The following is a 13080-nucleotide window of genomic DNA, read 5'->3' as shown; positions in this document are numbered from 1 at the left end:
TGTGCCATTGACCACACAAGGCCGCCGCGTTGTCCCCATTCCAGCCCCCCGCCAACATAAGCCAAACACGGCCAACACCGGCCACATTCGCTTACATGATCGGGGCTTATCCAATGCCAATTTCAAAATCTTTCCGTGTCGCCGTCGAGGGGGCAACCAGTGATGGCCGTCAGATCCAGCGCCAGCACATCAAAGAGATGGCCGAAACCTATAACCAGCAATTCAAAGCGGCGCGCGTCAATCTTGAGCATTACCTGAGCATTTTTCCTGACAGCACCTTCTGTGCTTATGGCGATGTGCTATCCCTGAGTGCCGATGAAATCAGCGATGGCCCGCTAAAAGGCAAATTGGCGCTCTACGCCCAGGTTGACGCGACGGATGGCCTGGTGCAGTTGAACAATAAACGCCAGAAGATTTTCACCAGCATTGAGTATTACGAAAAATTCGCTGATACCAACAAAGCCTATCTGACCGGCCTCGCGTTCACGGATAACCCGGCATCACTCGGCAGTGAAGCGATGAAATTCAGCTCAAATCACCTGGCACAGCAAGGCCTGTTTTTCTCTGCCGCCGAAGAAACCACCCTCGAATTCGAAACGCCGGAAACCGACAAACCGAACCTGCTCGCCAGCATTAAAGCCATGTTCAGCAAACGGCAGGCCTCTGATGATGCGCGCTTTATCGATGTTCATCAGGCCGTGGAGTTGGTCGCCGAAAGGCAGCAGCAGGCCGAGGAAAAACTTTCCGGTCTGGATGGCATGAAAGACACCATTCAAAAGCTGACAGACCGACTAACCGCCAGCGAGACGGCATTTTCTGGTCTGGAAACCAAACTCAGCACCACCGACCGCAGCGACAAGCGTCGCGATCTGTCAACGGGTGGCGAAAGCGCAGAGCTAACCGACTGTTAAGCAACCAATTACAGGCGGTGATAGCACCGTTCTAGCCGATTAAAGGAAAAGAGAAATGAGAAAGGTAACCCGTGAGCAGTACAAGAAGTATGTGAACCAGATTGCAAACATCAACGGCATTGATGCCCTGGATGTGGCGGCAAAGTTCACCGTTGAGCCGTCCGTCAGCCAAACCCTGGAAGAAAAAATCCAGGAAAGCAGCGGTTTCCTGAAAACAATCAATATTGTCCCGGTTGATGAGCAAAGCGGTGACAAAATCGGCCTGGGGATTGATCGCCCGGTTGCCAGCACCACCAACACCGATGAAAAAGACCGTGAACCCATCGATCCAACCAGCCTGGATGAACAAGGCTACATGTGTACCCAGACCAACTTTGACACCGCATTGAAGTATTCAAAACTGGATTCATGGGCCAAGTTCAAGGATTTTCAGGTCAAAATTCGCAACCAGATTGTGAAACGCCAGGCGCTGGATCGCATCATGATCGGTTGGAACGGTGTGAAGCGTGCGAAAACGTCAGATTTCACCGTCAACAAGCTGTTGCAGGACGTGAATATTGGCTGGCTGGAAAAAATCCGCAAAGGCGCGCCGGATCAGGTGATGTCAAAAATTCTGGATGAGGCTGGCGCTGTCGTGTCAGAAAAAATCCGCATCGGCAAAACTGGCGACTATCACAACCTGGACGCCCTCGTTATGGATGCCGTTAACGAGTTGATCGCCGCCTGGTTCCAGGACGATACCGAGTTGGTCGCCATCGTGGGCCGCTCTCTGCTGGCGGATAAATACTTCCCGATCGTCAACAAAGAGCAGGAAAACAGCGAAATGCTGGCGGCGGACGTCATTATCTCGCAAAAACGCATTGGTGGGTTGCAGGCGGTGCGCGTCCCTTCCTTCCCGGATAACACCATTCTGATCACCCGTCTGGATAACCTGTCGATTTACTGGCAGGACGGCACCCGCCGCCGCCATATCATCGACAACCCGAAGCGCGATCGCATTGAAAACTACGAATCGGTCAACGAGGCGTATGTGGTGGAAGATTACCAATGCGCCGCGCTGATCGAAAACATCGAAATGCTGAAACCTGCGGCTGTACCGCCAGTATCTCAGCAAGAACCGGCGAACCCAGAGGGATAATCCATGACCAGTCCGGCACGCAGGCATAAGCAATATATCGCTGCGCAGCAATCCTCCTCGCTGAGTGAGGCGGCCAGCCTGAGTCACCTGGGCAACTATGACCTGCTGCTGTTCAAGATGCAGCAGGACTTAGCCAGGCTGAGCGGTGTTGAGTCCCACGACACCAAGGCGGAACTGAAACGCAGCATGATCCCCACTTACATGCCGTGGGTGGCCGGTGTGCTGCAAAGTGATGCCGGCAGGCAGGACGCCATTCTGATGCGCGTGCTGGTCTGGTTGCTGGACGTGGGCGACATGGAAACCGCGCTGAATATCGGCGAATACGCGGTCAAGCATGATTTGGTCGCCCCGGACGGCTTCGAACGTTCTACCGGCTGCCTGATTGCCGAAGAGTTGGCCGCCGCCGCACAACGCAGCATGACGGCCAATAAGCCGCTGGATACCGCGCAGTTACTCCGCGCTCAGCAGTTGCTCACAGGACAGGATATGCCGGACAAGGTCAAAGCCCGGCTGTATAAATTCGCAGGGTATGCCCTGCGTCAAGACGGTGACAACGTGCTTGCCCTGGACACATTAAAAAAAGCCCTGCTGAAAGATGAAAACTCTGGCGTGAAAACAGATATCAAGCAGTTGGAAAAAATCATTCAGGCAGGAAGTTAACGAATCGCCCCCGGCGAGGGCGGCACGGGAGCCGCGACAGGTTTTAACCGCATCAACGCTCCCGTCCACCGCCCGACTCACAGAGAAAAAACCATGGTCAGCATAGCGATTGAACCCGCACCGGGCGACCAGAACCCCGGCAACAATCTGGAAATTGATGTAACACCGGCTCCCGTGCCACCGGCCAGCACAGTGATCAAAAATACGGGATTCTGGCCGGATATCGACCTGAAACAGTACCGGGAAGATATGCGCCAGGACGGCACGATCACACAGCCGCGCCTGCTGGAAGCTGCCCGCAATGCCATCAATGAAGTTAACGATCGCCTGGCCAACTGGCGAAAACAGCAACAAAGCGCGGGATATAGCGCGCTGGATCAGGTTCCTGCCGACCGTCTGGATGATGAGAGCACCCGCGTACAGCTTTACCGCCGCGCAGTGTTTTGTCTGACACAGGCCAGCCTTACCGAGCGCTTTCGCAGCTTTGACGCCACCAATTCAGGCAACAAGCGGGCCGAATCGCTGGAGCCAACCGTTGATGACCTGCGCCGGGATGCGGATTGGGCCATTAATGATTGCCAGGCACTGCCGCGCATGACGATTGAGTTGATCTGATGAAAGTCTATGCGCACCAGGGTGACACCGTTGATGCACTGTGCCAGCGCTATTACGGCAAAACACAGGGTGTCACCGAGCAGGTATTGCTGAGCAATCCGGGCCTGGCCGATCGGGGGCCAATTCTGCCCCACGGTTGCCCGGTAGACATGCCGGATATCATTCAGGCCGCATCGGTGCAAACCCTTCAATTATGGGATTAACCCCCTGCGGGCGGGAGGTGGAGAATGAAAATTATGACGGAAAAACTTGCCGCCGGTCTTAACTACTGCATTGCCGGCGGACTCTGCACCGGCGGCCTTGTCGACTGGTTCCGCCATGTGGACTGGAATCAGGTTGCAGTGATCGGCGGTTTTATCCTGGGCCTGATCACCTATCTCACACAGACCTATTTTGACTGGCGTCGCACCAAAGCCTATGAGAAAGGGGTGAGCGCCGGGATCATCACCGAACCGCCGGTAAAGCGCCGTCTGTTCCGTAAGGAGACCGAATAATGACGATGTCATCTACCTTGCGGAAAAGTTTACTTGGCGCTGCCGGTACTGGCGCGCTGGCGATCGCCACATTGATGATCCCCGAACTGGAAGGCGTCAGGCTGGAACCTTACCGCGACGTTGCCGGCGTGTTGACAGTCTGCTACGGCCACACCGGCCCCGACATTATCCCCGGCAAGCGCTACAGCCTGGCGCAATGCAAGTCCATGCTGGATAAAGACCTGATCCCCTTTTCCCGTTCGGTTGAGCGGTCGGTAAAGGTTCCGGCGACGGAGTACCAAAAAGCCGCGCTGATCAGTTTCAGCTACAACGTGGGTGTTTACGCTTTTGAGCATTCTTCCCTGCTGCGCAAGCTGAACGCAGGCGACGCAGCCGGCGCGTGTACTGGCCTTCGCCAGTGGATTTACGCCGGCGGAAAACCGTGGAAAGGCCTGATGAACCGCCGCGATATAGAGCATGAGGTCTGCACCTGGGGGCAAAAATGACCCGTCTGATTGCCGTCGTCGTCCTGATCCTGATCTGCCTGCTGGCCTTTCTGTTCTACAGCAATCAGGGACTGCGCCAGGTTCGCGACACATTGCAGGATGCCAACGGTAAGCTGACACGCCAGATTAATTGGCAAAACAAGACGCAGCGTGCTGTTGCTGCCATAGACGAAAACCGAAGCCGGGAATTAACCGATGCGAAAAGTAAAATTGATGATTTGCAGCGTGATGTTGCCGATGGTCGTCGCCGGCTGCGGCTCAGCGCCACATGCCCAACCGCCACCGCCGCCGGCCTGGCTGATGCAGACGGCCCCCGACTTACTGACGCCGCTCAGCGGGATTATTACACCCTCAGAAGTCGAATCGAAACCGCCAGCAGCCAAATAGCCGGCCTGCAAGATTACATCCGCAACGTCTGCCTGGCGCAACCGTAGGAGCGATCATGTTAAAACCGGACTCACTTCGCGCAGCCCTGAGCGGTTCCGTAAAGTATGTGAAGCAAAATCCCGATTGCCTGCACATTTTCATTGATAAAGGGGTAATTTATTCCACCCTGGCCCCGTCGCTGTCTTTTGAATATCAGTACACGCTGAACCTTATCGTGACCAGCTATGCCGATGACGCCAATCTGTTGATCGTGCCCATCCTGCATTGGTTGCGTACCCATCAGCCCGACATCATGGCCAACCCGGATAAACGCGGCGATGGCTTCACCTTTGAAGCCGATTTCCTGAATAATGCCGCGCGGGATATCAGCATTGATCTGAAACTGACCGAACGTGTGATCGTCAGCGAGGACAATGGCAAGCTGAACGTCAGGCATGTGGATGAGCCAGCACCGCCGCCGAGTGATCTCAGCAGTTATGAGATCTGGATGGAAGGCCGCAAGGTTGCAGCATGGGCAGCTTAAGCGACTTCCAGGCGCTGGACGAAACGCTGTCTGTATTGCTCCAGCAGCTTTCCCCGCAGTCCCGCCAGGTATTTACCCGTCAGGTGGCCAAAGAGCTGCGCCAGCGCCAGCAAAAACACATTCAGGAACAGAAGAACCCGGACGGTTCGCCGTACATACCGCGTAAAAACAAACGGCGGGACAAACACGGGCGCATCCGCCGCAAGATGTTTACCCGGCTGCGCACCGCACGTTTTATGAAAACCGAATCCAATACCGATGAAGCCGCCGTAACGTTTGCCCCCGGTGTGACCAATTTATCCGTCGTCCACCATTATGGCCTGCGGGATAAAGTCAGCCCAGACGGCCCCACCGTGCGCTATGCACGCCGGCAGTTACTGGGCTTCACCGATGCCGATATTGAATGGATTAAGGATCTGGCGTTAACGCACATCGCCAAATAATCACCCCGCCTTACTGACCACGCTACCGCCTTGTGCCATCGCTGGCACAAAGCACACAAAATGCCCCACGCGCCCGCACGCGGCACACTGGCAGCATGAAAGCATCCATCGCCGAACTAAAACGCCTCCTGGCTAACATTGTGCGCATTGGCACCGTCTCCGAAGTGGACACGGCCAAAGGCCTCTGCCGCGTGAAGATCGGGAAAAATGAAACCGACTGGCTGAACTGGTTGACGCTGCGTGCCGGTCGCGTGCGCTTCTGGTCTGCTCCGTCGGTTGGTGAACAGGTGATCGTGCTGAGCATCTTCGGTGATTTGACCACCGGTTTTGTACTGCCGGGCGTATTTTCAGATCAGTATCCCGCCGCCTCGGCGTCACCCGATGCTGTTCGCCTGGATTTCCCCGACGGCGCTGTTATTGAGTACGAGCCTGATAACGGCACCCTGACAGCAATAGGCATGAAGCACGCCGATATTCAGGCATCTGAAAAAATCAGCGCCACCGCCAACGTCGTGATGGTGACGGCCAGACAGATGATCACCCTGGATGCGCCCGTGGTGGAATGCACCAATAAATTGATTGCCGGCTCACTGTTGCTCAAATACGGCGGCGAAATGTACGGAAATATCACCCACACCGGCGGCAGCTTTAATTCCAACGGCGTGATCATCCACATCCATTATCACGGCAACGTGCAGAACGGCGGCGGTAACACCGGGGGGCCAGCATCATGATGTATCTCGGCATGAACCGTAACGATGGCCAGGCTATCAGCGAGATCGAACACATCCGCCAGTCGGTCAGCGATATTTTGATCACACCTGTCGGTAGTCGTGTCATGCGTCGTGACTACGGTTCGCAGCTATCGACCCTGATTGACCAGCCACAAAACCCCGCGTTGAACCTCCAAATGATGGCCGCCATTTATGGCGCAGTTCTGCGCTGGGAAACCCGCATTTCCCTCACTGCGATCAATCTCGCTTCCAGCGTTGACGGGGAAATGGTGGTTGATTTGGTCGGCAACCGGACGGACACCGCCGGGCGTATCCAGTTCTCATTACCTGTCAGGGGGCAATAATGGCCACCATTGATTTGAGCCAACTCCCCCGTCCCAATGTCATTGAGGCATTGGATTTTGAGACGCTATTTTCCGAACGAAAAGAGCGGTTAATCAGCCTGTATCCCGAAGAAGAACGGGAGGCGGTACGCCGTACCCTGGCTTTTGAGTCAGAGCCGATCGTCAAAATCCTGCAAGAGTCAGCTTATCGGGAGATGTTATTGCGCCAGCGCGTCAACGAAGCTGCGCAGGCGGTCATGGTGGCCTACGCCATCGGCAATGATCTTGAACAGCTTGGTGCAAACAACAACACGCCAAGATTAACGATCGTCCCGGCAGATGACGAAGCTATCCCGCCGGTTGAGGAAGTGAAGGAGTCGGACGCCGATTACCGCCAGCGCATCCCAGCGGCCTTTGAAGGGATGAGCGTCGCCGGCCCGACCGGGGCGTATGAGTTTCATGCACAAAGTGCGGACGGCAAAGTTGCGGATGCCTCCGCCATCAGTCCGGCACCGGCAGAAGTCACAATCAGCGTATTGTCTCGCGACGGTGACGGCACCGCATCCCCCGAACTGTTGGCCACCGTCAGCGCTGCGTTGAATGACGAGGCAGTCCGTCCGGTAGCCGACCGGCTGACCGTGCAATCTGCCCAAATCGTCAATTACCAGATCGACGCCACGCTGTACGTCTACCCCGGCCCGGCAATCGAACCCATTATGGCCGATGCTGAACTGCGCCTTAAAAGCTACATCAACGAGCAGCGCCGGTTAGGCCGCGATATTCGCCTGTCGGCCATCTATGCGGCACTGCATACGCAGGGCGTACAACGCGTTGAACTGGCTGCACCGCTGGCTGACGTGGTGTTAGACCGCACCCAGGCGGCCAACTGTACCGATTATCGCATCAGGATTGGCGGTTCCGATGAATAGCCTGTTGCCGTCCGGTTCTTCCCCGCTTGAACGACGCGCGGCAGAAGCCTGCGCCGGCATCAGTGATCTGGCCGTCCCCTTGCGTGACCTGTGGAACCCAGACCGGTGCCCGGTCAAGTTCCTGCCCTATCTGGCCTGGGCCTTTTCGGTCGATCGCTGGGATGAGAAATGGACGCCAGCGGAAAAGCGCAAAGCGGTCAAAGACGCCTTTTATATCCATCGCCGCAAGGGAACGATAGCCGCCATCCGGCGCGTGATTGAGGCGATGGGCTATTCAATGTCAATCGCGGAATGGTGGCAGGTCGCAGACCCGCGCGGCACGTTCCGTCTCACTATCGACGTGAACGACGTCGGGATCACAGAGGAAATTGTCCGTGAGCTTGAACGGCTTATCGGTGATGCCAGACCCGTCAGCCGACACATTGCACAATTAAGTATCACGACGAAGGTCAGCGGCTTTATCTATTCCGCCGTCTCAGTGCATGACGGCGATATCGTCACTGTCTACCCTGCCGATTACGAGCCGGACGACAGCGTTAAATATAACGGCGTTGCAAGTTTCAGCGGCGATTACCACTATTCCGGGGATTAAAATGTCAAATATTACAGAAGGCAAAGAGTGGGCAGATAATATTTACCAGATACAGAGAAACGACGATGTATCTGGCGGGCTATCTGGTGTAGCCAATATTCAGGCAAAACAATTGGCCGCACGCACTCAATACCTAAAGGGATCCGTCGAAGGGTTGCGCCTCGGTGAAAATCCGTACCCGTCAATTGAGCAGGCGCAAGTCGCCGCTGACGCAGGGGCAATACCGGAAGGCGCATTGATTACGGTCAGAACCGGCAATGCAGATTATTGGTTTATCGAGTGTGTTAATAATGGCGGGATTATCCAGGCTACGGGGAAAACGCTATTCTCCGGTGAGTTGGTTTCACGCGTTATTAACGAAATGCGAAATACATTTCAAGACTCGCCTGATTCGCTCTTTGATATCGTTTCGTCTAACGGCATCCGACCGTTCCGCATTCGTGATAATGACGGCACTATCGAATTCGAAATGGTCGCCAAGTTGGTCACGGGCAACGCGGGGTTAAACTTCGCCGGCAGTTCGGTGGACTATTTTGCGCCGTCAGGCTGGCTGTTTGTGATTTATTCCGCGAATGGCCTGGTCATTGCTGGGGTCAAAGACGACGGTACGAAAGTCGGCTGGGGTGACGGTTCCGGCGGTGGCGGCCAGTCCGGCGAAATTATTCCCGGCGATACGGCGGTGAGCTATGACGCCATCCGGCAGTATGACGGCGAGGCCACGGTCAAGGACGTGGTGGGAAACCGCATCGCCGGGCGCTTTGTTGTCGATGCCGGGGATACTACATCACCCGACGATGCGGGCGGCTGTCTTGTTGATGCCCTCGGCCGCCGCTGGAAGCGCAACGCGGATTATGTCTCGTTCGACATGTTTGGTGCACCGCGCATCCCCGAATCGGTGTACCGATCTTTCGCCAGCCTGGCAGAGCAGGGAGACCATCCGGGTGCAGCGGCGGTGATAGCAGACCAGATACCGGCTGATGCAGCCATTAAAGCCTGTTTTGCCTTTGCTAATGCGCTGAATATTCCCGTGCGTCAGGATGATGGCCGTTTTCTGTGGAAAGACACGGAAATTGAAGTCAAGGTGAATGCTTTCCTGTCCGGTGCCACAATTGTGACAACCGACATTTCCGGCGTGAACCAAGATCGCTGGGGGCCTATACCTGGCATTGACGACAATGCGCCGGAGCCGGTGCGGATGTTCACTATTCGCGGACGCAAACCGGTGATTGAGCTGACGCCTGCGCAGATTAACCTGCTCAACACCACCTATGCACCGTACCTGAAGGCCGGTAGCGGCCAATTACCAATGCCTGATTTGTACCGCTATCGCGGCGGGCAGTTGTTCATTTTGTCCAGTGCCGTCGAGTATTACCGCAGCGGCAGCACAACCAACCCGCGCGCCAAGGTGTTGTATCGCGACTTTGCCCGCCTCGGCAAGAACGGGGCGCTGACCGATATGCTGGTGAAAGACATTCCGGCGGGCACGGTGACCTACGCCAAAATCGTACAGAAGGAAGATTCGTACCTGACGTTCGAGCCGCCGTTCTTCCACGAATCCGGCAACAGCCGCCGTTTTGTCAGTATCGAGGTGTACCGGCCCCAGACCATCATCGGCAAAATGGTGTTGCGCACCGACGCTTACGGCGAGGCAGCCGCCTGGGTGAAGATTTCCGCCCATGAGACCTTTGATGTGGAGTTTAAAGGCGGCCAGTGTGATGCGTCGTTTGGCTACTCCGGGGCGTATGTGGTCTCGTATCGCGACTGCATCAACATGTACATGCACGATTTCACCGGCATGTACGGCTGGGGCGTGAACGGCCACCACGGCACCAAAAAGATGCACTTTGAACGCTGCGTGTTCAACCGCATCGACTGGCACACCTTTGGTTACGACATCAGCGGCCGCGACCTGGAGTTTAAGGGGTTGGGTATCAACATGCAGGGCGGCGGCACCTGGGATTTCCGTAATATCTCTGTGATTGTTCCCGTCGGTGATACTGCTGGCCGTGGCGAGCCGATGCAAAACTGGTTCGTCGAGCTGCGCGGTGATTATGCCAGCGATTGCTACGGCTCACTGTCTATCGACGGGCTGACTATCAAGTTTGACGTGACCAACCCGAGCAACCTCGGCGCGTCTGTCCGCTCCTATGAAGTAGTGCGCCTGGTCGGCGTGGATGGCACCAACGCCCGCCATGACACCCGCACACCTAACCGCATCGACCTGCGCAACGTCACAGCAGACCTGCAAGGCTCGATGGCGTTCGCGGCTGACCCTAACCGGTTTGTCTTTGCCGCCGTTCGCACCGTGCGCAGCGAAAAGACCGACCACACGGTGACCGGTTATAAAACGCTGCTGCCTGAGTTTATTCGGGTGGAGGGCATGACCGCCATCAACGTGCCGGTCGATAAAAATGCCTGGATGTGCGGGCTGATGACCAGTAACGACATGCACAAAAACACCGTGGGTTCGCGAGTAAAGAAGCGCGCTGACGGCACCAACGCCGATGTGGTGCTGCGTGATATTCGCAGCGTGGTCAACAACCCGGTCAGCGACGGCAGCAGCAACAACACCATCACGATGGCGGGGACGGTATCCTGGTGGACGGCGGAATACCTGGACTCGGACTATTCGTGGATACCGCGAATTGTCATGGATAACTGCGCCCCCGCCATGATTGATATTACCGGCACCCTGGCCGTGGTAGATATTCACGGCGGTTGTGTGGCGCGCCTGCAAAACGGTAACGCGCAAAGCCGGGTGCGCATCAACGGCGCCGATATTCAGCTTATCCCCGATGCCAACGGCAGCACGGCCTTTGACAGCACCAACAGCATCGCCATCGGCAGTACCTGGCTGAACCCCGCCGGTGCGGCAGTCTATTCCGGCACCCTGCGCGGGGCCGCAAACGAAAACCGGGGCGATGCCGAAAAAGCCCCGAACATTCCTTCATCTGTATTCATCTGAGGCCAACACTATGAGCGGCGTGCGCATTTTTTGTAACTCCTACATCCCGGTGGACAATTGGGATCATGAATTTGTTGTGGTCAACTCCCGCCTTGTCAGCGAAAACCCGCTGCCGGCGCTGGTGTCGTTTGACTTGCTGAATCCGCTGGACAACAGCGGCAACGGCCACAAGGTCACAAAAGCGGGCGGCATCATCAAGCCCTATGGGCTGGACTTCAACCGCGATAACGGCGGCTCAACCACCGACTTTATCGCCAATAAAGAAAGCATTTCGGTGCTGTGCGCGGTGAAGGTGAACGGTACAGATGCCTATAACACCTTCCTCGACTCGCGCACCATCAACAGCAGCACATCGAGCGGGTTTGCGGTGGACTTTTCGAGTGCCACCCAAAAGCTGCGCCTGAATCTGACCTACCCGTCAGGGGCTAACGAAGTGGTGCAGTTCCCGACGTTCGTCGCGGGTGAGTGGAATATTTTGTGTTTCACGCTGTCGCCAACGGTTATCCGTGGTGAGAACCAACTGGGCGAAATCATCACCAAGGACTTTTCCAGCCCTATCAACGTCGGGCAGTGGGCCAGCCCGCTGCTGCTGGGCAAGTCAGCAACCAACGGCACATGCGATGGCTCAGTGGGGTTTGTCGCGGTTTATGACGGCTACTGGACGCCAGAACAGCGCAAGGCCGTGATTAAAACTGGCATTGACGTAATGGCATCACGAGAGGGCTAAACATGGCCGACAATGCGTTCTATGTCATCACGACAAATAAAGGTAATGAAAAAATAGTTCAGGCGGCCATAACGGGTCATCCCGTAGAGATCTCTCACATGGCCGTCGGGGATGGCGACGGCAGTTTGCCAAATCCAAGCCCTGATTGGGCAGAATTAATTAATGAAGTCTACCGCGGAAAACTGAACAAGCTGGTCATTGCCGACAACAATGCCAGCGTCATCGAAGCCGAAATGATCATGCCGCCGCAGATCGGTGGTTTTTGGCTGCGCGAGCTGGCGCTTTACGCCGACGATGGCGAATGCATCGCCGTCGGCAACATGCCGGAAACCTATAAGCCACTCCTGACTGAAGGCTCCGGCCGCTTCCAGATCATCAGGATGCAGTTGAAGGTTAGCAGCACGGCCGACGTGGAGCTGATTGCCGATCCGTCTGTTATCCTGGCAACCGCCGAGGACATCAAGAGCGCGGAAGACGCGGCCAAGGACTACACGGACGAAGCGATCGGCGAGCTGGGAGAAAGCGTAAACAAGGCGATCGCCGCCGCAGTAAAAAATGCAATCCGCGACGGCTGGGAGCAGGACAACCCTGTCGGAACATCACGCCTGTTCAACCAAAATGTGAATCCTAACGAGCACTGGCCGTGGTCAACATGGGAGTATGCCGGCGAACACCTGACGATCAGAACGGCGAAGGCGGACGGTTCTGACGTGGGAACGCAAGGTGGCAGCGACACTGTGAGCATCGGGCGGAACAATCTGCCGGCGGAAAGCCTGGGGGTGGAGGGCTTCACAGATGAAATGGACTTTGGCGTCATGCGTACAGAACCAGGCGGGGCACACGATCATGACGGGGGGATGGGCGCACCAGGAGAAGCATGGGACGGCGACTACATTGTGGGTTCGGATAATGATAGCCATCGCACCCGCAACAAAACATCACGGGCAAACGACCACGTTCACACGTTCGTCATCCCAACCCACAACCACGCGCTGCAAGGCAAAACTGATAATTTGGGCCAAGGCCAGGCGATCACCATCGTCGAAAAGCACAAGCTGCAAATGCTGTGGCACCGTGTAGCATAAGCCCCGTCTGGGGCTTTCATTTTTAGTTAAACGCAGTCATTGTTAGGTATTCTTGCCACTTAAGCGCCC

Annotated in this window: 17 protein-coding genes; all 17 read left to right on the top strand. The window is 56.1% G+C overall.

The window, feature by feature from the left end:
* Positions 1–113: 113 nt before the first annotated feature.
* The gene (locus NHG65_RS09260; protein ID WP_499183196.1) at positions 114–911 is read left to right on the top strand and encodes a GPO family capsid scaffolding protein; all 798 of its coding nucleotides are present in this window, start codon (positions 114–116) and stop codon (positions 909–911) included.
* Between the two features lie 55 nt (positions 912–966).
* A complete protein-coding gene (locus tag NHG65_RS09255; protein ID WP_442477094.1) occupies positions 967–2049 on the top strand; it encodes a phage major capsid protein, P2 family in 1083 nt (360 codons plus the stop codon).
* A 3-nt stretch (positions 2050–2052) separates the two neighbouring features.
* Positions 2053–2709 carry a phage terminase small subunit gene (gene gpM / locus NHG65_RS09250; RefSeq protein WP_261147874.1) on the top strand — a complete coding sequence of 219 codons (657 nt, stop codon included), beginning with the start codon at positions 2053–2055 and terminating at the stop codon, positions 2707–2709.
* A gap of 93 nt (positions 2710–2802) precedes the next feature.
* Complete coding sequence (locus NHG65_RS09245; protein ID WP_499183195.1) at positions 2803–3324, top strand: head completion/stabilization protein; 522 nt, start codon at positions 2803–2805, stop codon at positions 3322–3324.
* Positions 3324–3527, top strand: a complete 204-nt coding sequence (locus NHG65_RS09240; RefSeq protein WP_049211534.1) for a tail protein X — start codon at positions 3324–3326, stop codon at positions 3525–3527. Before NHG65_RS09245 ends, NHG65_RS09240 begins: the two co-directional genes overlap by 1 nt.
* A 24-nt stretch (positions 3528–3551) precedes the next feature.
* Positions 3552–3818, top strand: a complete 267-nt coding sequence (locus tag NHG65_RS09235; protein WP_261142646.1) for a phage holin — start codon at positions 3552–3554, stop codon at positions 3816–3818.
* Positions 3818–4303 (top strand): lysozyme, encoded by a 486-nt coding sequence (locus NHG65_RS09230; protein WP_499183194.1) that lies wholly within the window; start codon positions 3818–3820, stop codon positions 4301–4303. Before NHG65_RS09235 ends, NHG65_RS09230 begins: the two co-directional genes overlap by 1 nt.
* The gene (locus tag NHG65_RS09225; protein ID WP_499183193.1) at positions 4300–4737 is read left to right on the top strand and encodes a lysis protein; all 438 of its coding nucleotides are present in this window, start codon (positions 4300–4302) and stop codon (positions 4735–4737) included. The genes NHG65_RS09230 and NHG65_RS09225 overlap by 4 nt, the downstream gene beginning before the upstream one ends.
* 8 nt (positions 4738–4745) lie before the next feature.
* Positions 4746–5213, top strand: coding sequence for a phage tail protein (locus NHG65_RS09220; protein WP_128864228.1), 468 nt, complete (start codon positions 4746–4748; stop codon positions 5211–5213).
* Positions 5201–5656, top strand: a complete 456-nt coding sequence (locus NHG65_RS09215) for a phage virion morphogenesis protein (protein ID WP_499183192.1) — start codon at positions 5201–5203, stop codon at positions 5654–5656. Before NHG65_RS09220 ends, NHG65_RS09215 begins: the two co-directional genes overlap by 13 nt.
* A gap of 95 nt (positions 5657–5751) precedes the next feature.
* A complete protein-coding gene (locus NHG65_RS09210; protein ID WP_499183191.1) occupies positions 5752–6390 on the top strand; it encodes a phage baseplate assembly protein V in 639 nt (212 codons plus the stop codon).
* Positions 6387–6734, top strand: a complete 348-nt coding sequence (locus tag NHG65_RS09205; RefSeq protein WP_112362410.1) for a GPW/gp25 family protein — start codon at positions 6387–6389, stop codon at positions 6732–6734. Before NHG65_RS09210 ends, NHG65_RS09205 begins: the two co-directional genes overlap by 4 nt.
* Positions 6734–7642, top strand: a complete 909-nt coding sequence (locus NHG65_RS09200; protein WP_499183190.1) for a baseplate assembly protein — start codon at positions 6734–6736, stop codon at positions 7640–7642. Before NHG65_RS09205 ends, NHG65_RS09200 begins: the two co-directional genes overlap by 1 nt.
* Positions 7635–8234, top strand: coding sequence for a phage tail protein I (locus NHG65_RS09195; RefSeq protein ID WP_499183189.1), 600 nt, complete (start codon positions 7635–7637; stop codon positions 8232–8234). The genes NHG65_RS09200 and NHG65_RS09195 overlap by 8 nt, the downstream gene beginning before the upstream one ends.
* A gap of 1 nt (position 8235) precedes the next feature.
* Positions 8236–11199, top strand: a complete 2964-nt coding sequence (locus NHG65_RS09190) for a putative phage tail protein (protein WP_499183188.1) — start codon at positions 8236–8238, stop codon at positions 11197–11199.
* Between the two features lie 10 nt (positions 11200–11209).
* Entirely contained in the window at positions 11210–11926 is a 717-nt protein-coding gene (locus NHG65_RS09185; protein ID WP_499183187.1) for a hypothetical protein, read from the top strand.
* A 2-nt stretch (positions 11927–11928) separates the two neighbouring features.
* Positions 11929–13011 carry a phage tail protein gene (locus NHG65_RS09180; protein ID WP_499183186.1) on the top strand — a complete coding sequence of 361 codons (1083 nt, stop codon included), beginning with the start codon at positions 11929–11931 and terminating at the stop codon, positions 13009–13011.
* Positions 13012–13080 lie beyond the last annotated feature (69 nt).

Origin of the sequence: Serratia myotis, assembly GCF_027474885.1 — a bacterium.
Taxonomy (GTDB): domain Bacteria; phylum Pseudomonadota; class Gammaproteobacteria; order Enterobacterales; family Enterobacteriaceae; genus Serratia; species Serratia proteamaculans.
This window is presented reverse-complemented; position numbering and strand designations above follow the sequence as displayed.